This is a genomic window from Segatella oulorum F0390 (assembly GCF_000224615.1).
Classification (GTDB): Bacteria; Bacteroidota; Bacteroidia; order Bacteroidales; family Bacteroidaceae; genus Prevotella; species Prevotella oulorum.
This window is the reverse complement of the sequence record NZ_JH114216.1, coordinates 468,573-491,615: the sequence shown is the minus strand read 5'-3', so window position 1 is coordinate 491,615 and position 23,043 is coordinate 468,573. Positions and strand designations below refer to the sequence as shown.

The 23,043-nt window shown below is 43.0% G+C and carries 12 protein-coding genes and 1 pseudogene; 5 read left to right on the top strand and 8 right to left on the bottom strand.

The window, feature by feature from the left end:
• Positions 1-134 precede the first annotated feature (134 nt).
• The 7 genes from HMPREF9431_RS13535 to HMPREF9431_RS08380 form a co-directional block, all read right to left on the bottom strand.
• Positions 135-5,600: a hypothetical protein gene (locus tag HMPREF9431_RS13535; protein ID WP_004380810.1), complete on the bottom strand. Its 5,466-nt coding sequence runs from the start codon at positions 5,598-5,600 to the stop codon at positions 135-137.
• 21 nt (positions 5,601-5,621) lie between these two features.
• Positions 5,622-8,051 carry an OmpA family protein gene (locus HMPREF9431_RS08405; protein ID WP_004380809.1) on the bottom strand — a complete coding sequence of 810 codons (2,430 nt, stop codon included), beginning with the start codon at positions 8,049-8,051 and terminating at the stop codon, positions 5,622-5,624.
• Positions 8,052-8,068: 17 nt separating this feature from the next.
• Positions 8,069-8,626 carry a DUF3575 domain-containing protein gene (locus HMPREF9431_RS08400; RefSeq protein ID WP_004380808.1) on the bottom strand — a complete coding sequence of 186 codons (558 nt, stop codon included), beginning with the start codon at positions 8,624-8,626 and terminating at the stop codon, positions 8,069-8,071.
• A 12-nt stretch (positions 8,627-8,638) separates the two neighbouring features.
• A complete protein-coding gene (locus tag HMPREF9431_RS12445) occupies positions 8,639-10,036 on the bottom strand; it encodes a DUF3575 domain-containing protein (protein WP_004380807.1) in 1,398 nt (465 codons plus the stop codon).
• A gap of 25 nt (positions 10,037-10,061) precedes the next feature.
• Positions 10,062-11,486 (bottom strand): tetratricopeptide repeat protein, encoded by a 1,425-nt coding sequence (locus HMPREF9431_RS08390; RefSeq protein WP_040561353.1) that lies wholly within the window; start codon positions 11,484-11,486, stop codon positions 10,062-10,064.
• A gap of 891 nt (positions 11,487-12,377) precedes the next feature.
• The gene (locus HMPREF9431_RS08385; RefSeq protein WP_004380805.1) at positions 12,378-13,091 is read right to left on the bottom strand and encodes a hypothetical protein; all 714 of its coding nucleotides are present in this window, start codon (positions 13,089-13,091) and stop codon (positions 12,378-12,380) included.
• A gap of 297 nt (positions 13,092-13,388) precedes the next feature.
• Positions 13,389-13,613: an acyl carrier protein gene (locus HMPREF9431_RS08380; RefSeq protein ID WP_004380804.1), complete on the bottom strand. Its 225-nt coding sequence runs from the start codon at positions 13,611-13,613 to the stop codon at positions 13,389-13,391.
• 701 nt (positions 13,614-14,314) lie between these two features.
• Between HMPREF9431_RS08380 and HMPREF9431_RS08375 the strand changes: the two genes are divergently transcribed.
• The 5 genes from HMPREF9431_RS08375 to HMPREF9431_RS08355 are packed head-to-tail and all read left to right on the top strand — an operon-like array spanning position 14,315 to position 22,534.
• Positions 14,315-17,641: a SusC/RagA family TonB-linked outer membrane protein gene (locus tag HMPREF9431_RS08375; protein ID WP_040561352.1), complete on the top strand. Its 3,327-nt coding sequence runs from the start codon at positions 14,315-14,317 to the stop codon at positions 17,639-17,641.
• A 20-nt stretch (positions 17,642-17,661) separates the two neighbouring features.
• Positions 17,662-19,230, top strand: a complete 1,569-nt coding sequence (locus HMPREF9431_RS08370; RefSeq protein WP_004380800.1) for a RagB/SusD family nutrient uptake outer membrane protein — start codon at positions 17,662-17,664, stop codon at positions 19,228-19,230.
• Between the two features lie 20 nt (positions 19,231-19,250).
• Complete coding sequence (locus tag HMPREF9431_RS08365; RefSeq protein WP_004380799.1) at positions 19,251-20,135, top strand: zinc-binding metallopeptidase; 885 nt, start codon at positions 19,251-19,253, stop codon at positions 20,133-20,135.
• A gap of 13 nt (positions 20,136-20,148) precedes the next feature.
• Positions 20,149-21,417, top strand: coding sequence for a DUF4302 domain-containing protein (locus HMPREF9431_RS08360; RefSeq protein WP_004380798.1), 1,269 nt, complete (start codon positions 20,149-20,151; stop codon positions 21,415-21,417).
• A gap of 19 nt (positions 21,418-21,436) precedes the next feature.
• Positions 21,437-22,534 (top strand): BACON domain-containing protein, encoded by a 1,098-nt coding sequence (locus HMPREF9431_RS08355; RefSeq protein WP_004380797.1) that lies wholly within the window; start codon positions 21,437-21,439, stop codon positions 22,532-22,534.
• A gap of 258 nt (positions 22,535-22,792) precedes the next feature.
• Here the strand turns inward: HMPREF9431_RS08355 and HMPREF9431_RS13530 are convergent.
• Positions 22,793-23,043, bottom strand: a pseudogene (locus HMPREF9431_RS13530) (IS256 family transposase, variant Zn-binding type); the annotation flags it as partial.

The following is a 23,043-nucleotide window of genomic DNA, read 5'->3' as shown; positions in this document are numbered from 1 at the left end:
TGTGTGTGTGTGTGTGTGTTAGCAAATTATTTGGTTCGACCAAATAATTTGCGTTAAAAATCACACTATTTGAAAAATTATTTCTCGTTTGCATACGCACACCTCTGTTTTGTTCCGATTCTTGCACGACGGACTTATTTGCCAAAACTATTGAAGTTGTACATCACACCAATGTTAATGTTGTTGGTGAAGGTTCCATCCTGCGTATAGGTGAAGTTATGGGGATAGCGATCCTTGGGCATGCGATAAACGGTGTGGCTATAGAAAAGCGACACGTTACGCGAGAGATTGTAGCTGAGCATGCCACCGAAATTGAGCGCAAAGGCTGTTCCGGCCTCACCCAAGAGGAGTGAAGGACCTGCATAGAGGTAGGCATTCCAACGGCGATGACCGTCGTAACCGGCCAAGGCGTTGAGCAAGTTCAACTGATAGTCGAACGACACCAAATAGTTGGTGCAGGTTTGCTTGTAAATCGTTGTCCCATAAGGATAGCCGATGATTTCTTTCATCCACTCGAAACCTACGCGTGCACCGCTAACAGAATTGAAGTTATAGCCGGCAAAAGCAGTAGCGTTTTTGAGCAGACCACGGCTGTATTCGGTGAAACGCCAGTCCCAAAGGGTGTTGTTCCAACCAAAGCCGGCGCCCACAAAGAGTCCGGTGCGCGGAACATTGCGCAACGTGTCGGCTGTGTCGGTGGCATCGTTCAGGCGTGTTTCTTTGTCTTTAAACAGCACCGACATACCAACTTTCAAAGCAAATGCATTGAAGTTGACCCCATCCTTGCCACGCTGTGCGATGGGCATGAAAGTAGGTTCGAACGTCAATCGCAAGCTGTTGTCCAAACGCATCCAAGCCTGTAGTCCGACGCGAGCGGCAGAATAGCCACCCTCATAAGCATGTGAGGGACCGTCTTCACCGCGTTTGGAATGACCCAACTCGAAACCACCGAAGACATTCACGCCGCATTTTGACTCCCAATTGTAGTCGCGATTAAAGCCAAGCGGATTGATGAGCACGTCGAAAGAGACGCCGCGCGTTCCAATCAACAGGCGTGAAGAGTGGTTGTGATAGTCGAACGATTTCCAATCGGCATTGGTCACATGGAAACCTGCACGTGCACCAAGAGCGGAGCTTAACCACCAGCCCATGGCTACATTTGCATCGAAACCATTGGCGCTTGCAAAATTCTGGGGTACCTTACCCAAGAATGAAGCACCAAAGCTGTAGTCGAAGAAGAACTTAGGCTTCCACTGCAACTCGAGCAGGTGCTGAGCCGCATCGAAATTATACATTGCACCAATGTTAAGGTTGTTGGTGTAAGTTCCGTTCTCAGAATAAACCATAGAGTTCGGATAACGATGCTTGGGCATACGATAAACGGTGTGCATATAGAAGAGCGACAACGAAGGATTGATGGCATAAGTGAGCATACCGCCACCATTCCATGCGAACTTCGTACCGGCCTCGCCCATAACCAACGTTGGACCTGCATACAGATAAGCGTTCCATCGACGCAGAGGATTATAACCTGTCATGAAGTTGGACAATCCAAATTGATAGTCTAACGACACGAGATAGTTATTATAGGTGTAATTCTTCATACCCGGTCCTGCATTGTTGAAGAAACCTTGCGTCTCTTTCATCCACTCGCCTTGCAGACGAAGACCGTGTAAAGCATTGAAACGATAACCACCAAAGAGGATTGCATTCTTCAAGATGCTATGCTTGAAACCAGAGAAACGCCAATCCCAAACGGTGTTGTTCCAACCGATACCGACTGCAATGAAAGCACCCTTTTCGGGGTTGTTCACAACGGTTGTATCGCCCAAAATGCGCTCGTTTTTGTGCAAGTAGAGCACAGAGATACCAGCCTTTACAGCGAATTGATTGTATCGAATGCCACCGGCTGCACGCTGAATAACGGGAGCATAGGTGGGTTCTAATGTCAAACGAAGACCATCAGCCAAACGAGTCCACAACTGAGTTCCTAAACGGAAAGCAGTATAATTGCCCTCATAAGAACCAACAAAGCCTGGTTCTGTGCGCTTTGAATGACCGAATTCATAACCTGCCAACACATTGAAGCCGTAATTGGAGTTCCAATTATAGTTCTCAACAAAGCCCAAAGGATTAACCAACACGTCTAAAGCGAGACCACGAGAACCCACTAACAATTTGGTAGGTTGGCTTGCATAGGTGGTCGTATTCCAATCCGTATTCTCAACATGCAGACCTGCACGTGCAGCAAAGGAAGATGTTAACCACCAACCAATAGAGGTTGTTGCACTGAAACCACGTGCATTACCAAAGTTTGTCGGAACCTTTCCGGTGAATGCCGTACCAAAAGCATACTCATAGAAGAAGCGATTTTGTGATGCAACATCAAAGATACGCTTTGTCGGATCAAAGTTATAAAGCACACCGATATTTAAGTTATTGGTGTAGGTTCCATTCTCTGAATAAACCATGGACTGCGGATAACGATGCTTGGGCATACGATAAACCGTGTGGGTGTAGAAGAGAGACAAGGCCGGTGAAAGGCTATAGGTGACCATACCACCACCATTTAATGCGAAACGCGTGCCACCATCACCCATCAACAAGGTAGGACCTGCATACAAATAAGCATTCCAACGGCGCATAGGGTTATAGCCTGTGAGGAAGTTGGATAAACCAAATTGATAGTCAAAGGATACCAAGAAGTTGTTATAAGCATAGTTCTTCATGCCACTAAGTGTAGGAGCAAAGAACCCTTGTGTATCTCTCATCCATTCACCTTGCATACGGAAAGCATGCAAAGGACTGAAGCGGTAACCGCCAAGGAGAATGGCATTCTTCAAGACACTGTGCGAGAAACCAGTGAAACGCCAGTCCCAAATAGTGTTATTCCAACCGATACCGGCACCCATAAAGGCACCCTTCTCAGGATTGTAGACAACGGTGGTATCGCCTGCAACGCGCTCGTTCTTGTGAAGATAGAGTACAGAGATACCAGCCTTTACAGCAAACTCGTTGAACTTCATACCTCCCGTTGAGCGCTGCGTTATAGGAGAATAAGTCGGTTCTACCGTCAAACGGAGACCTTCTGCCAAGCGAGCCCACAACTGAGTTCCAAGACGAACTGCTGAATAGGAGCCTTGATAAGAGCCTACAAAGCCTGGTTCTGTGCGCTTTGAATGACCAAACTCATAACCTGCCAAGAGGTTAAAACCAAATTTAGTATTCCAATTGTAATTCTCAACTAAGCCCAAAGGATTGACCAAAGCATCTATGGCTAAGCCGCGAGTACCCACTAAGAGTTTGACAGGACGACCAGCATAAGTGTGCGTATTCCAATCGGCATTGGACACATGCAGACCTGCACGCACAGCCAAAGATGATGTTAACCACCAACCTACAGACGTTGTTGCGCTAAAGCCACGTGCATTAATTGTACCCAAAGGAACCTTACTCAAGAAAGATGTCCCAAAAGCATATTCATAGAAGAATCTATTTTGTGAAGCAATATCAAAGACATGCTTCGAAGCATCGATATTATAGATGACACCAAGATTAATATTATTGGTGTAGGTTCCATTCTTTGAGTAAACCATCTGATAAGGATAATAGTCCTTAGGAAGACGATAAACCGTGTGGCTATAGAAAAGAGCCAATGATGGAGTGATATTGTAGGTGAGCATACCGCCGACATTTGCAGCGAGATGTGTACCTTGATCACCTGTCACTAACGTAGGACCTGCATATAAATAGGTGTTCCATCGGCGCAAAGGATTATAGCCCGACATAAAGTTTGACAAGCCAAATTGATAGTCTAACGACACTAAATAGCTGTCATAGGCATAATTCTTCATGCCGCCACCTCCAAAGTTAAAGTAACCTTGTGTTTCTTTCATCCATTCACCTTGCAAACGAAGACCATGCAAATCGGTGAAGTTATAGCCGCCAAAGAGGGTTGCATTCTTCAACAAACTATGTGAGAATCCTGACAAACGATAATCCCAAACCGTGTTGTTCCAACCCAAACCGGCACCGAAGAAGAAACCTCTCGAGAAATAACGCACCATAGAGCTGTCCTTCAATTCAACTTTCTCGCGGATACGTTTATCGCGGAAGAGCACTGAAAGTCCCATCTTTAGCGCATATTCGTCATAGCGTTCACGCTCAAGATTTCCATTATAATGCTGCAAAGGAGCAAAAGACGGCTCTAAAGTCAGACGGAGATCGTTCGCTAAACGCATCCAAAGTTGCGTTCCTAAACGGAAAGACGTATAACGACCCGTATAAGAGTTTCCAGTACCATAGATGGCTTTCTTCATCCGGCCCATCTCATAACCGGCAAAGAGATTGAAACCAAATGGTGCATCCCAATTATATTTACGGCCAAAGCCTAAGGGATTAAAAAGGAAGTCGATATTTAAACCCGCAGTACCAACAAGATAAGTGAGGGTCTGTGCACCTTGAACATTGCGTTTCCAATCACCATTCGTGATATGAATACCACTTCTAAGTCCGATAGCCGGAGCCATCCACCAGCCTATAGCGGCAGAAGCGTCGAAGCCCATTGAACCTGCTAAGGATATATTCTCGGTCTTTCCGACAAACAAAGGACCGAAGCCGTAGTCAAAAAACATGGGGAAACGCAAGAAACCTGCTTTCGTTGTATCAGCCAACCAACGCAAATCATTGTTGAAACGCTTCTTGAAAATACCAGCATGCTCACGTGTGGAAATCTGCTGATTGAAATACCATTGATAAGCAAGATTCATGCCATAGCTGAAATCAGGATCACTATAACCTGGATTATTCAGCAAATTCATCTTGTCAGTGCTTACTCTAAAATAAGGTTCTAACGACAGAGATGCATGAGGAGTTGCAAAGAAACGGAATTGAACACCAGCGTGAGCATCCAAAGACGAACCACTCAAATTTCCACCAACCGATGCAATGCTGGGATTAAGCCATGACAAAATGGTTGAGTGTTGTGCACCCAAACCGAAGAAACCAATAACACTAAATGGCCGTTCTGGACGATAACCCAACAGATAATTGCTGAAATTATAAAGCACATCAGCATATAACCCGTTCCCATTGAACTTGTTTGTGTTGTATACTGTTGAAGAACTATGGGTGTAACCCCACGTTCTTTCATAACCTAAACGCAATGAAAGCATCGGACTAAAGTCCTTACCTACAGCCAATCTGAAACTTGACATCGGCGTATAGGTCAACACTTCAGCATGATTATAGTAATGTGAAACGCCACCACCTATATTAAAATAGGTATTGCCTAACCATCCACGATTGACATAAGTATCGCCCTTATAGCGATGACGGCTATCCAACACATACTTCAAAGCGTTGAAATCCTTTAGACGACGAGCACCATAATAAGCAGTATCTGTCGCAGCTTCTCCAACAGAATCTGTCATCTCAGCCTCCAAATCACCCAAGTCACGCACAATCGTATCATTTGCAACCTGCGCTTGATGATGTGCATTAGCCTCCCCATTCCAAAGGACATTGGTATGAGTTGCTGCAATACTGTAGGTCAATTGAGCTGATGCAGACAGCAATATTAAAAATATTCTCTTTTTCATTACTTTCTGATTTACATCTTATTACTTGGCTTCCTCTGCCTCTTTCTTATCAGTTTCTTCTGGCTTCTGTGCCTCTTCCTCACCCGTTAAGAGCTTAAACCGTTCACGATAGGACGCGATGTTAGCTTCTTTATAAGGATATCGGCGACGCACATCATCGCCAATATTGGCATCTGTTGCATAATATTTTTGGAAAGTTGAGTCCATATCAAAACTATGTTGGAAATAAGCTAAGAAGTCTGGTGCATCATTTGCTTGCAATTTCAACGCCGTATCTCCACCATAACGATCAATGAGATCAGAAATCGTCAGATTGTCCATATCGGGATCATTTGCGGTAATAATACCCTTCAGATACCATTTCTTTGCTAAATTATCAGGCAAAGAGTCAACCAATGGCTCAATTTGCTTATAGCTATAGCCCAATTCCGGTGCCAATTGGGTGCTGAGCACAGCGCGATTCACCGCACTACTGTTCATGGCATAGGCCAAAGCTTCTTGCGCACGAGCCTCCTCTTCCTGCGTCTTGTTCAACTTAAAGAATAAAGACTGCAAGTCAATCAGCATCTTTAAATCATGGAACTTACCCGTATCCGGAAGTTTGTTAGCCAAGAAAGCCGCCTCTCCTAACTTACGTTTACGCAAGAACATCAATGCTTGGTTGGCAATAATCTCCTTATAGTTAACAGTGTAATTATAGGAGTTATCGAAAGCAATAGGACGAGAGACTTCAACTCCCGCACGCATATCAATGAAAGGAGCCAACACATTGACATCCGTTGAGTCTTGATTCAACAAATAACAAGCCACCCTGTTCGCTATATAAGCTGCGAAAGGGCTATATTTATAGGTCTTTCTTACCTTATTCTCATTATATGCGCGGAATGTCAGCTTTCTCAATTCAGCAGAATCCTTAATCTGTGTGAACAAGTTATAGTAGTCACCGTTTGAGAATACCTCCGTGCCTCCCACTGCATAACGCGGATCATTATAATAAGTCCACATCGTTTCTGCAGGATCTAACACCTTATTTCGCCGGATGGTATAAGTACTTTTAATCAAACGTTGCCGTTCCATGATTTGGTTTATCACTGGATTGCTGGCCATCATACGACGCCAACCCGCAACATCCTTTGCTCTACCATATTTTAAAAGCTCCTCAGCTTCTGTCTTCTGACCACGTGCAATGAGTGAGTCTGCCACATCTTCCCAAGTATAAACATGCGGCTCTTTCACCACAAGGTCGGCACTACTAATCTTGGTACCGATAATATTCAAAATCTTTTGTGCACGACGACGTGCCAAATCCTTGTTATAATCAGTTCCACCTTCAGGAGAAGCACCACCTTGAATAGAGAAACTCATCAAAGACCGACCATACGAGCGCAACTCTTCTACCAACATATCCAACGTTCTTTGGTTGACAGAGTCATTGGTAAGCTGATCCGTTCCCACAACGAAGAACAGTTTAATATCACGTGGCACCTCTTGCAAACGCGCACGAACTTGCTCAAAGAAGCGTGGGGTTAAGTCCATAGGACTTGCTGCCCCGGCCAAATCAAGCATCTGCCATGGCTTTCTACTATTAGAAGTTCCTTCCTTATTGTCTCTGAAATAAACATGCGTATAATCCTCCATACTCAGCGTTGCAGCCCATTTATACGACTTCTCCGGATCGGGTTTGGGATATGTAACCGCCCATTCCAATTGCACCGGACGTGTAGACAGGCGTTGAATGCGGTCAAAATAAGGAGCCAAAGAGTCGTTACGATTATAATCATAACTCTTTCTACGAATCTGATTATTATGGTATTGACGTCCTTCAAACACCATCGGTTCCAAATATTGCACCGTATCTTTCGTCTCAACATCCACTGCAACAGGCTGGAATATCAAGCGTGCATGCTTTTTTGCATAATATTCTGGCAAATTAATACTTACGTTCCAATGCACATTAGGGCCATCATCCAAAGGCGCTTGCTCTTTGAAGTTCATACCCATACGCTTCGCATAGACATTCGTTCCTTTCAAAAGAATAGCGTCATTCACACCCGAAGAGAATGTAATGTCATAGTTCAACAACGTTCCTTTCACTTCAACAATCTTCACTTGCCCCTCATTGGTAACCACAAGTGCACCATTTACGGAAACATCTGCTTCAAAGTGACCATCGTAATCGGGCGTAACAATATCGTTACTTTTAATATTAACGACACCACCCAATTCATTACCTTTCTGACGATAAAGGTTAGCCTGCGCCCGTGCATCTTTCTTATTATCGAAAATGTACACTGGAACAGAAAGAGGTTCCTTACTCTCTCCCTTACCATCAAGGGTCCTCATTGTCTTAGAAACATTACCCGAGATATGAATAACCTGGGCGCTTACACCTTCCGACCACATCAGAAGGCTAAACAAGAGAAGAAAAATATATGTAACCTGTCTTTTCATCTTTCTACAATTCTATTTTACCACAATGTGTAAGAGAGTGAAACACCTATCTTTGTTGGAATCAACCGCATTCCTACAAAACCAGCTTCTGTCGGACGTGTCGTACCATTCACATAAATTGCTGAGCCATCTAAATAAGTCTTTGTATAGCTTGTGCGCACCAAACCAAAACCAGCATGCAAATCAACATTCAAGTTATTGGTCAAAGCAAACACATAGCCAAACGTCAAACCGGCACCCAGGGCATAACCATCATAACGCTTTCCCTTTTGAACAAAGTTATAATCGGCAGCCAAAAGCCCCAAACCTACAAAATGATGATATAAGGGACGACCACCAAAATAGTAACGATATTCCGGCTGGATAGCCACTAACTTCATATCCTTCTTAATATAAGGATTCTTCGTTCCTAATACAGACAGACCTAAAGTCGAACGATTTCCAATCGTCATTTCTGCTCCTGCGTTATAAATTTGCATCATCAGCATCGTCACATCCGTGTTGACACTAATCTGCTGTGCGCGAGAAACGAAGACACCCAAGGTCATTACGAGGATTAAAAATATTTTCTTCATGTCGCTTCTTCCTTAAATCATTTTATTTTTTTCGTCCAACACAGCCTCCAAAAACGGAAGGTCTATCCTACGATAAGCAAGATTTTGTTCATCGACATCACTGATATGCAGCCGCCAGTCATATTTTCTTGCCAACATTCTTGCCAATTCTGAACCTGTCGTCGGAACTGAATCTGTAGGAACACCGGTCGAGTCTACAGGGACTCCCGTTGTATCCACTGGCACACCTGTCGTATCTACGGGTACCGTTGTGGTGGTATCAACAGGAACTGTCGTTGTGGTATCTACCGGAACTTCTTCCGTTGTCGCGGGAACACTTGTCGAGTCAACGGGAGTTGCCGTCGAGTCTGTAGTTGTAGTTGTTGCAGCAGGAGCCAATGCTTTCAGTCGTTTAGCCAACTTCTCAGCACGCTTAGCTTGACGCAAAGAGTCATCACGTTGCTTATCTTCCACCTTCTTAGCCAACTTCAAGGAGTCATTGCGCAACTTATTTCCCTTATCTGTAGCAATTCTAATCTGCTTCAATGAGTCTTGTTGATATTTCTTTTCAAGCTCTATGCGCTGCTGTTCGAAACGTTTCTCGTAATCAATCTTAAACAAAGAGTCCTCACGCTGTCTGCGAGCCACCTTATTTGCTGCAGCCAAACTATCCTGTCTGAACTTCAATGCCGCCAACTTCACACGATAATCATTATCAATGTCAATACGTTTCTTGTATTTATTATATACTTTCGGACCGAAATGATAAATCAAAGAGGCGCGCAAAACATCTGTCGAAGCAGCATAAATCCAGGGATTCCATGTGAGCTTCATACCTTCTTTTGCACGCGTATCAACATACGCTTCTGTATGACCATGGCGCACACGCTCATATTCTTTATAATCAGCAAATACCACGCCCGCATTCACACCTAAGTCTAAATCTAAGCTACTGCCGTTCATATAACCATATAATTGCTTGACATAACCAAACATCAAACCACCATATAGCGCATTACCTTGACGGCCAGTCCTACCCACTTTGATATCAAACTTGTTTGCACCGCCATAGATACCCCAGTAGAATATGTTTGTAGGCTTCTTCGCATGCCAATACTTACGCAGTTGAATTCTACCATCATAGAGATCGTAAACCAGATAACGCGTTTCTTTATTTTGCTCTTTCCAATTCACTCTTCCCTGCACACCAACAGTCCACCGGCTCCAATTTCGATTGCCTAATGTAAATTCTACACCCACATTAGGCGTCATTGCGAGCCAATCAATCGTGTTGGTTCGGAAGTTAAAACGCTGACCAAACTTCAGCGTGTCCACCTTATTATAATAGAGATTCTGTGCCCCAGCCGTTGCTGTAAACATCAAAAACAGCGCAAGGCAGGCAGCCCATCTACATAATTTAGAATAATTCATATCTCTCTAAGCGTTATCTTGTTATCTATTTTGCACCTGCTATCGAAAGCAACTGCTTTGCATAGCTGTCTTCCGGGTCTAAAGCTAAGATCTTACGAGCATATTTCACTGCTTCAGGCATCACCTTCTTCACATAATAGTAATAAGAGATTTGCTTATTACATTCTATCATATACGACTTCTCCCCATCGCTTTCTTCAAGCAGTTCCAAAGCCTTTGTGTAGTAAGGTTTTGACAAACCGCGTGTATATTGGGGATCCATCAAAGCATTGGCCTTTGCTCTCCAATAATAACCAATGTAGCTATCTGGACGCAAGCGAGCCACTTCTCCAAAGGCAATATCAGCTTGTTTCAAAGCTTCTGTTTTCTCCGCATCGCTCAAACTATCAGACTTTTCGCCCGTAGCCTTACGGAAATACATCATACCTAAATTATACATATCCGTCGTACGGTCGTAGTCTTCGTCTTTGATACTGGCCAAATACAAACGCATATATTTAATAGCATCGTCATAATCGCCAATCTTATTATAGGCATCCGAGATGTCTCGGTCGATACCCGGCACATTTTTGGCCTTCGCTTTTGCTAAATCAAACTTCCCAATCGCCTCTTGTGTACGTCCCAAGCCATTGAGTGCGTAACCATAATAAAGATAGTCTGAATAACGAATCTTTGCCGTGTCGGTCACATTATCCAACAAAGCCTGTGCACTCTTGAGCGCCTCTTCATAGTTTTCTTTATCGGTGTAGCAATACATCATCAAGCGCATGAAGTCGGTATTCTGCGGAAAACGTTCATGACCTTTTTCGGCTACTTGCAAAGTTTTAGAATAATCGCCTGACAACAAAACAGCTTGCGCGTAGTGCGTAAGCTCATCTTCAGACATCTTCTCTACAGGGGTTTTCTCATATTGTGCCACTGCCGCCTGATAATCACTCGAACCATAATAGAGTTCTGCAATCTTTTCACTTACCGGCAAATCGGGACGAACGGCCTGTAAATACTTTAATTTTGCAATCGCATCATCCAAATCCTTACTCTTCATCAGCATGGCGTAGTTATAATAGCCGTCAGGATCGTGACGGTCGAAATACATGGCACGCTTATAATAATACAAAGCTGAATCGACATTGCGTTTCTCCAACGCAATATCGCCACCTAAATTAAGCGCCTTAGTGCTTATCCTATGACAGTGTTGTGCCATCCAAAAATACTTCTCGGCCTCTTCAACTTTCCCAGCTTGCAAATAGGCTTGACCGATATTTGCAATCATGTCGGTATTGTTCTTATCGGACTTCAAGGCCTTTTTCACTTTTGCCTCGGCAAGTTTCTCGCTCAGTTTGATGAGACTTACCATGTCCTCAACCTTACCTTTTTGCATCACATTCTGGGCAGAAACGGGCATCACGCCCACCAGAAATAATAATAAAAATTGCTTTATCCTACACATATATATATCTACTATCAACCGCTGACAACTCTAAAGAAGCGCTTTTAGAGAAGCTCAGTTATAATAATCGCTTGCAAAATTAATACTTTATTTTGGAATAACATGCACTCCTATTCATGAATATTTTAATCTATTCCATAAAATTCATACATATCAATTCGCAAAAACTTTCCTAATCCTACATTTACACCTTATTATATATAGGGCTATAAAATGGAATTGAAAAATCAACAAAACAAAAATACAAAAAAGATACGCAATCGTCTTTTTCATACAAAATCACAGACAAAAGCATCATCGCGTAGCAAATACTGCATAATCTGATATGAATAAGGAGATAATCACATATAGATTAGTACACAAAACAATAGAGATTACACCACAAAAGATATTCAATTCAAATCGGTCAGTAAATCCCTTATCAAATCATTTGATATCGTTGCTATAACACGCTGTGTATCTTTCGCTTGCTGATTAGCATTCTGTCTGCCACTTTCTTTTGACATAACCTCTATATTTTCGAAAACACGACAGCCTTTCCCATCAACAATCAAACAAAATCGGTAAGGAATCTAACGCCCCATTTGAGCTAAAAGAAAAATAAGGGAGAAAAGAATGCCCACAATAGCAGCTATCAATCCTAAAAATGTATTGCGTATCCATAGCCTTTATAGCACCTGTTACGCAGGGCCATCACGGTGTTCATTTACACCATTTGTTTTTCATCGTAATCAAACCGGGTAGAACTCCTGACCTTTTCTGTATGGTTCTTTCCCCTCTCCCACTTCTATTAAATTTACTAACGAAATGATGCGAGGAAAGAATGTAACACGAGAAAAGAACAAAAGTCCTACCCGGGAAATGATAATATTTGCACGACTAACGGTGCACTTAGCGCCGTGGGCGTTCTAATTGTTGACTGTTAATAGTGCTATTGATGTCTACACGGAACACATCTAAAACCATAGAGCCTTGCCGTGTGTACGATTCTATATGGTAAGGCACCTTTAATCCAGAGATTGTACGATAGTCACCATACTTGATAACGCCTAACGGAGAGATGACACGCATAATCATATAATCCTTCTTTGAAATATCAACTTGTGCCTTATTTCCGGATTTATAAACGACATTTAATGCATAACATGGCACACTATCCACGTCAACAGGCTCTCCAACACTAACTGAAGCCACGTCCGAACTATCCCCATGGACAGTATAATCATACAATGGACCATAGAATTTCGACTGCAACAACAGCGACTTTTGGGCCTGCGTGGAGAGATTTTGCGTTTCAGACACAGGATAAGAACTGTGGTTCCACGCATCTTTCAATGTGGCACAGGTAGTCAATGTCAACTCGCGTGACCGCCTTTTTTGGAAATAAACCTTTCCAGGTTCATAGTAGGTGTAAACCGATGTTGGCGATATTTTCGAAGGAGTGACTTGTTGTATCTTAATCGTTTTCACTTTTTCGACAGCCGTTTTCCCACCTAAATGGTCTACATGTTCTTTACATAACTCTTCTACACTTTGCGCATGAGCACACACACTCACTACAACTGCGCAACACAAACTAATACATTTTACGATATAGCTCTGCATAATTGAAATGATTTAAAGTTTATTGTCAATTTACTTAACACGCTACTTCCCTTTTTAGGAAAGTTTGTTCGTTCATTCGATAAGAATTTCTTTCATACATTACGACTAATTTTAAAAATAGTTCCGACTGCATACCACCTGAGCTTCTACGCAGCGTGTTGCAGTTTTCATGTAGCTAAGATACAAATATATTTAGAAACACAATGCGTTTTTCGTAAAAATATTTAGTATTTTTCATTTTAAAAGCCAAAAGGCAATGCTGCAACCCCTATCCCAAAAAGCAAAACGAGGCTTTATTCAAGCTTCGTTTTGTTTACGTTTCACCAAGGCTGCCAACGTTTTCGGCGATTGAAAATTCTTCGGTGTGGCATCCACAGCCGTGAGTTCGATGTGATAATGCTCGGAAAGGAGCATCAAGATGGTTGTCACTCCTAACGAATCGAGTTCGCTAAAGAGCATCTCGGCATCAACATCCACCAAAGGCAAGGCCTCTTCTATCATACGTTTAATTTCTTCTTCCATCGTTCTTTTTCTTTTGAAATAACATTCTGCTGCTTCCCTCTTGCCAAACTTCCTGAGAGAAAGCCCTGCAAAATTACGCTTTTTTCTACGTTCCATCCTATATTCTGGCATAAAATTAAAACTCCCATGGTGTATTTCCGTCTGCATCTTCTCATCTTATCGGGCACCCCATATCCAACCTTATGCAACAGATTGATTGAAGAACTGTATTATATATAAGGTGGAAAAGAAACAGACAAGGGCGTTAATATCCCGGAAATGGGCTGCACAAAATCAGGAAATCGACCTCGTTTAGGTATAAATAAGTTCTTATATATTTTAATAATATACAAAGAAAAATGGTCGTTAAAACTTTTAATCTATTATATAAATATCCATTTTTAATGCATTTTCTAACAAAAACACGTTGTTTTTATAACTTTTTCCATGTAAAACTTGGTTATAATTTAAAAAACATATACTTTTGCAAAAGAATTAAATTAAAAAATAAATTAAATTTTAAAGCATTGAATATACATCCTCGCCTATCGTCAACTTGAAAAAAGTGGCTTGGAAACCAATGTCAGAAAAAGAAAACAGGTTAAATAAAAACGCACGAAAGTTCATAGGAAAGGCCATTGCCCCGGCCAGCATTTTGTTAGCAGACGTGCGCTGATGATTTCATTTTTTACTCACCATTTTATCAAAGAGAGAAATTTTTTATGGAAAAACGGTTTATGCTATTGCTTGTTAGTCTCATGCTCAGTATAGGCATCGGATTAGCACAAACACAGGCATCGGGAAGTGTTGTCTCGGCTGATGACCAAGAACCCATTGTGGGTGCTTCGGTGATTGTGCAAGGAACGAAATTAGGAACTGTGACTGATGCCGACGGAAAGTTTACCTTATCGGTACCAAAAGGTAAGAAAATTATCGTGAGTTACATTGGGATGATGTCGCAAACCCTCACAGCAAAAGCGGGAATGAAGATTCAATTAACCCCCAACAACGAAACCTTAAAGGAGGTTGTTGTAACGGGTGTGTCAAACATGGATCGCAGAATGTTTACAGGAGCCACCGACCAAATTAAAGCCAGTGACGCAATGATTGGCGGAATGGCCGACATTAGTCGTTCGTTAGAGGGCCGTTCGGCAGGTGTAAGCGTGCAAAACGTGTCGGGAACCTTTGGTACAGCACCTAAGATTCACGTGCGCGGTGCCACCTCTATCTATGGTAACTCGAAGCCCTTATGGGTGGTTGATGGCGTAGTGCAAGAAGATATTACGGATATTAATGCCGATGCCTTATCTTCGGGTGATGCAGAAACGTTGATTTCTTCGGCCATTGCAGGGCTCAACGCCGACGATATTGAGAGCTTTCAAATCTTGAAAGATGGTTCGGCAACGTCCATTTACGGTGCCCGTGCCATGAGTGGTGTGATTGTTGTCACGACAAAAAAGGGACGCATGGGGCAAGCACACCTCAGCTATACGGGTGAATTTACCAGTCGTATGATTCCTACTTATGGGCAATTCAACATCTTGAATTCGCAAGAACAGATGGGCATCTATCAAGAGATGCGCGACAAAGGATGGTTGCATTATTCGAATGTCCTTAATGGAAGCGACTATGGTGTTTATGGAAAAATGTATGAATTGATTAACACTTATGATGCTACGAGCGGACAATTTGGTTTGGCCAACACCATAAAGGCACAAAATGCATATCTACAGGCTGCTGAGTTTAGGAATACAAACTGGTTCAAAAAGCTCTTCTCAAGCAACCTGATGCAAAACCATGCCATTAGCTTAAGTGGAGGAACGGCAAAATCTAACTATTATGTTTCCATGTCGTTTATGATGGATCCTGGATGGTATAAGGATTCCAAAGTGAAACGCTATACGGCGAACTTCAATGCTACACACCACTTGTTGGAGAACTTATCGTTGTCACTTTTGGCTTCAGCCTCCTATCGTAAGCAGCAAGCTCCTGGCACATTAGGACAAGATGTAGATGTTGTTTCTGGCCAAGTGAAGCGCGATTTCGACATCAACCCCTACTCGTATGCACTGAACACATCACGTGCTTTAGACCCCAACACGTTCTACCATGCCAACTATGCTCCATTCAATATCTTAAATGAATTGGAGAATAACAAGATGAACATGAACGTGTTAAACACGAAATTCCAAGCAGAATTGGCTTATAAGCCCATCAATGACTTGCGATTATCAGTGATTGGCGCCATGCAATATGACACCTCTACACAAGAACATATGATTACAGAGCATTCGAACCAGGCTGAAGCTTATCGTGCAATGGATAATGCTATCATACGTGATGCAAACGAACTGCTCTACAAAGATCCAACAAACCGCTATGCACTTCCCATCACTGTGCTCCCATCGGGTGGTTTCTATCATAAGACAGACCTACAAAAAGTAAGTTGGGACTTGCGCGCAACCGCCAACTATAACCACGTGTTTAATAGCATCCACACGCTGAATGTATTAGGAGGATTAGATGTTTCGAATGTAGACCGCAAACGTACTTTCTTCAATGGTGTCGGTATGCAGTATGATGGTGGTGAAATACCTTTTTATATCTATGAGTATTTCAAAAAGTCTATCGACGATAACTCCAACTACTACTCGCTGAGTAATACGCATAACCGCACGGCAGCCTTCTTTGGAACAGCAACTTATTCCTACAAACAGCGTTATAACCTCACGGGCACTTATCGCTATGAGGGAACAAACCGCTTGGGAAGAAGCCGCAGTGCACGCTGGCTACCCACATGGAACATCTCGGGAAGTTGGAATGTTAGCGAAGAACCCTGGTTCCATCAAACCTTTAAAGATGTGATCACTCATGCCTTGCTGCGCACATCCTATTCCTTGACTGCCGATCCAGGACCTGCCACATATACGAACTCCACCGTGATTTTAAAGTCGAACACACCCTATAAGGTGTTTGGTTCAGACAAAGAAGCAGCTATCATGATTAGCGAGTTGGAGAACTCTGACCTCACTTATGAGAAGAAACATGAATTCAATATCGGTACCGAGTTAGGCTTTTTGAAGAATCGTATCAACGTAACCTTCGACCTCTTCTGGCGCAACAACTTCGACTTGATTGGTCCTATGGCTACACAAGGTGTAGGTGGGCAGGTCATTCGCTATGCCAACACAGCCAGCATGAAGTCTAATGGACAAGAACTTTCAATTCAAACGACGAACATCAAAGAACGTGATTTCTCATGGATAACGAATGTTATTTTCTCACATGTAACGACAGAAGTAACATCTTTGATGAGTCGTGCAACAACAATGGACTTGATTAGTGGTGAAGCCAGCAATGGATTTACCAAGGAAGGCTATCCCCATCGTGCCATCTTCTCAATGCCTTTCCAAGGGCTAAACGACAAAGGTATCCCGACATTCCTCAACGAAAACGGCGTGCTGACCTCTACAGATCTGAATTTCCAGAATCGAGGAGACAATAATTATCTGATTTATGAAGGTCCAACTGAACCTACTGTTACAGGCTCCTTTGGAAACGAACTGCGCTGGAAAAATTGGCGGTTAAATGTATTCTTGACCTATTCTTTCGGCAATTATGTGCGCCTTGACCCTGTCTTCAGTGCAAAATATAATGACCTTACGGCCATGACCAAGGAGTACAAGAATCGCTGGATACAAGGGGGTGATGAGAGAACAACCACCGTTCCAACAATTTTGAGCTACAGAGACTATATCACTGACACTAATTTGCGCCGTGCATACAATGCTTACAACTATACAAGCATGCGCACTGCGAAGGGTGATTTCATCCGCATGAAAGAGATTTCTTTGAGCTATGATTTCCCCAAATCAATTTTATCGGCAACTCCATTTAACAACCTTTCGTTGAAACTTCAGGCCACAAACCTCTTCCTTATCTATGCTGATAAGAAATTAAATGGACAGGATCCTGAGTTTATCAATTCTGGAGGTGTGGCTGCTCCGATACCTCGTCAGTTCACAATGACATTAAAATTTGGTTTATAATTTCTATAACACAGACAAAGATGAAAATTCATAATCTATATATAACAGCATCATTCGCCACGCTATTGTTGAGTTTCAGTGCATGTAATGACTTCCTCGACAAGCTACCCGATAATCGAATGGAGCTCAATACAGAAAAGAAAGTGCAGAAATTCTTAGTTTCAGCCTATCCCAATCGCAATCCAGCTTTGCTGGCTGAGCTATATTCTGACAACACAGATGAATTTAAAAATACAGGTTGGACGAGTGCAGGTAGGTTCCAAGATCAAGCTTATCGTTGGGATGATATTACCGAAGTTTCAGACTATGAGTCGCCACAAGAACTGTGGAATAGTCACTATATGGCCATCGCTACAGCCAATACAGCGCTGCAAGCTATTGCCAAATTAGACGAGTCTCCCACCACTAAGGCATCAAAAGGCGAGGCTTTACTTTGTAGAGCCTATGCAGCTTTCAACTTAGCCAACACGTTCTGTATGGCTTATAATGCCACAACAGCTAACGATTTCTTAGGTTTACCCTATCCGTTGGAGCCTGAAACAACCATCGGCATCAAGTATAAACGAGGAACATTGAAGGCCTTTTATGACCAAATCAATCAAGATATAGAGGCAGCTCTGCCTTTGATAACCGATAATTACGAGCGTCCTAAGTTCCACTTTAATCGTAATGCGGCTTATGCTTTTGCAGCTCTTTTCAACCTCTACTATCAAAAGTACGATAAAGCTGTAGCCTATGCAACGCGTGTTTTAGGTGCTAATCCTGCAACGACACTACGCGATTGGAAAGCATTCTATGCACTTTCGCCTAATGGCGACATTGCGCCCAATGCGTATATCAACACACAGAACACTGCTAACTTGTTCTTGCAAACGGTGTATTCTGAAGCAGGTCTTTATTTAGGCCCTTATGGATATGCTGCAAAATATGCCCACGGCCAGTTACTAACAGAGACTGAAGACATGCAATCTGATGGTCCTTGGGGGCATAGTGCAAACTTTGGTTACACGATATTCAGTAACAACAGCCTCTCGAAATATTTCATCAATAAGATACCTTATTCGTTTGAATATAACGATATCCAGGCTGGTACGGGCTATCCTCACACAGAATATGCCGTATTCACTACAGATAAAACCTTGTTGGTGCGTGCTGAAGCCTATGCCTTACAAGGGAACTATGCTGCAGCCGTTGCAGACTTAAACACAGAAGTAGCTGCCATGTCGGGCGGAACCATGAGTGTTACGTTAGCAGGCATTAAAGCCTTCTATGCAGGTTTGCAAGAGTATACTCCCACAGCACCTACGCCTAAGAAGAAGTTTAACGCGCCATTTACAATTGAATCGACGACACAAGAGCCCGTGTTGCAAGCTATTTTACACTTGCGTCGTATCCTCACCTTAGGTGAAGGCGTGCGTTTACAAGATGTAAAACGTTATGGTATCGTTATCTATCGCCGGGTGTCAAATACACGAGCACGAATAGTTGCTGTGACCGATACGATGAAAGTTGACGACCCACGCCGTGCCATTCAAATTCCACAAGACGTGATTACCGCAGGACTTCCTGGCAACCCACGCAATAAATAAACTCAATAAACAAATTGAATATGAAGAAAATATATAGCTTAGTACTCGCCGCTATCGTAGCATTGAGCGTAACTTCGTGCTCAAACGACGATCCAAAAGACGACACTATCTTCCCAACAACTAAGACAGCCAACGACCCTTTCGACAAATGGTTGGAAGCTAACTATACCTATCCCTACAATGTGGATTTCAAATACAAGATGGAAGATGTCTATAGTGACATGAAATACCACCTTGTTCCAGCAGACTCGGCTAAGTCAGCTAAGTTAGCTATCATCACCAAATTCTTGTGGTTTGATGCCTATGCAGAGTGTGTTGGCCCCGATTTCGTAAAGGCTAACGTTCCCAGAATTATTCATCTCATTGGATCTCCTGCCTACAACAGCGGACAAGGGACAATGGTTCTCGGCACTGCTGAGGGTGGGTTAATTGTAACGCTTTACATGGTGAACAAGTTAACTAACCAGATGTTGACGGATTATGACACGATGAATGAATATTATTTCCATACCATGCACCACGAGTTCACGCATATTCTCAACCAAAAGAAGCCCTATAGCGAGAACTTCCAACACATCACCGAGAGTGGTTATGTTAGTGGCGACTGGTATAGAAAGAATCAACGCATGGCCAATACGCAAGGCTTTGTAACGCCTTACGCCATGAGTGAGGCACGAGAAGACTTCGCCGAGATGCTCTCTGTTTATGTCACTACCCCACCATCGGGCTGGCAAAAGATCATGACTACAGCTGGAAAGAAGGGCGCACCACTCATTCAAGCCAAGCTTGATATTGTGCGTAATTACATGAAAGAGTCGTGGAATTTAGACATTGATCAACTACGTGACATCGTTATTCGACGCGCTTCAGAGTTGAACAGCCTCAATTTAAATGAACTAAAGTAAAGGAGAGAAACCTATGAAAAGATTAAAATATTGTCTACCTGCCGTGCTGGCTTCGCTATTGCTCACCTCATGTCTACACGATGACGATGTGGTTTTTGACGAACCTGCAGCACAACGCTTAGAAAAGTCAGTTGAACACGACAAGCAACTCTTAGAGTCGGCCAAGAATGGTTGGATACTTCACCTTTGGACTGGCGACGAGAATTTGGGTGGAGGCTACACCTATTTGATGAAATTCAAAGATGGAAAGGTGACTGTAGCCAGTGAGATTGCAGCCCCATCAGCCACGTCTACTTCAAGTTACGATGTGATAAAAGATATGGGACCTGTACTCACTGTCAACACCTTTAACGAGATATTCCATTCCTTATCGACACCAACGATGGATAATGATCAGGGTGCACAACAAGACTATGAATTTTTGATTTTGCGCACAACCAATGATTCTATCTTCTTAAAAGGTAAGAAGTGGAACAACAACATGGTGATGACCCGTCTGAAAGACAATGTAGATTGGGAGCAAGAGGTTGCAGGCATGAAACAAATAGCAAGTGACATGGTGCCTACCTTCGTACATGTTGCCACAGGGAACGATTCTACACAAGTAAATCTCTCTGAAGAACGTGTGCTCACCATCACCCATAAAGACAAAACCATTGAGATGCCTTTCTATTATACAACCAAAGGTATTGAGTTGCTCAAACCAGTAGAAATCGACGGGGCATCATATGGCGAATTCAGTTATGACGCAGATGCTATGCAGCTGACGAGCACCAACAGTGCAGGAAAAACGATAACACTCCATGTCGTTCTACCAGAGAACTATGTGAATTATGCTGACTTTGCTGGGCAATATCATTTCGCTTACATGAATGGCACCGTGAATGTGACACTTGTACCTGCTGGCGATGGCAAGCATTATCACCTTCAGGGGCTCTTCCCAACGGCTACGGCTGTGCTCAATTACAACCGCGCTTTAGGTGCTTTAGAGTTCCCCTCGCAACTCATTGCTACCGACCCTGACGGCTCAACTCACTGGCTTTGCGCATGGGCGGCAGGTGAAGGCAGCTTTGCAAAATCTCCTAAAACAGGATTTATCCTATCAAGGGACTTGAGTGCCACTGGATTCAAACTCAAATTCAAAGCGATGGATGGCTTCAATGCCGATTCATTTGTAGGTGTGAAATTTGATACTTCTGGCGATTTCAAAGGAACATCCACCATCGCTGCTGTCAATGGAGATGGGCGAATTCCATTCATTACGAACATGACAAAATTCTAATCACACAAAAATAAGACGTATGAAAAAGTTATTACGCTATACGATGCTCGCTGTGGGATGCCTTGCGCTCACCACAGCCTGCAATAATGACGATGTGACCAACGACATTGCGCAACACAACGTGAAGGTGCTCAGTGCACAAACGGCCTTTAATGCTGTGGGCGGAACCGATAGTATTACCATCGAAGGTAATGTGGCACACGCCTATGCCAATGCTCCCTGGGCTACCATCACCACAAAAGGTAACCTGGTTGAAGTGACAACACAACCCAATGAAACTGTTGAATCGCGTCACACAACGGTGGTGATTAAAACCTCTCCACAAGATTCTACAGTGGTTAATATCGACCAATTGGGATGCGTGGTAAAATTTAACTTCCCCGAACATGTAGGACTTAATGATGAAGCAAAACAGCTTTCTTACCCCATAGAAAGCACCTTTGGTGCACAAACACAAACCAAAGTCAACTGGCTTCAGAGTAGCTATGTTGACGGAAAGGTTGTTGTCAGCACACAACCCAACAACACAGGACACGTGCGTCAGGCCTTTGTCTATGTGAAAACAAAAACAAAGGTCGACTCAATTCTTGTTACTCAGGGTGATCTCGACAGAGATATTGTTGGCAACTACGTGATGCAAGTGAGAGAAGCTGACCAAGATGGTGTAGAAACCACACATTTCTATGATGTAGTACTCGTACATGTGGGCAACAAACTCACCCTCAAACTCACGGCTCCTGGCCTTGAAATCCCCGTCATCTACGATGCTGAAGCGTGTGGATTGCGGCTCACAGGCGGCAACAAAGTGGGAACCTACCAGCAATATACGCTCTTCACATCAGTAGCCAATAATGGTAACAAAGCCTCATGGGAGAAGTCAGCACAACTCACTGGCCGCTTTGCTTATCGTGAAGCACTGCAACGCGTGAACCCCATTTTCGAAGGAACAATGCTCAGTTTCGGCAACACCGCCCAACTGTTAATCGAAGCCTTCGAAAGTACTGAGATTGATAAAGACAAAAACCTCGGAGCATTGGCGATATGGGGAAGTCCAATCTTGATTAAGATTAAACCTACAACACCCGCAAAACACCTATCCATTTCCACACAATGGTAATGGCTATAGGCTAAGCTTTAATAGGCATGAGGATGGCCATCTAAGGGTTTCCTCATGCCTAATGCTTACCAAAAGATGGGCATTTCCTCCCATCTACACAGGAATTTTCTCTGTTCCCAATGTTGGGAACAACTGAATTTGACATTTTTTGCTGTTCCCAACATTGGGAACAGCTATTTTTTGGCGTAATGGACATTTGGTAGGCTGAAAACCTCTCGGGTTTTAGTAATGGACATTTGGTAGGCTGGTTATTCCAGCCTACTTTTTTGTATTTATGAGCCCATCTATAAACTTCTTTTTGTTAGCTTCATTCAATCCATTATGATTATGTAGTGCTCTTTTAAGTTGTGAGTTAAATCCTTCCAACAGGTTTGTTGTATTAGGTATTTGTATATCCGGATGCTCCTCACACGTATAGAGCCATGGCAGATGTGTCTTAATAGAACGTCTTGCCGTTCTCAGTCTTCTGTGTGTATAGGTTGTCTTGCCTGAGGCCAATAGAGTTCGTT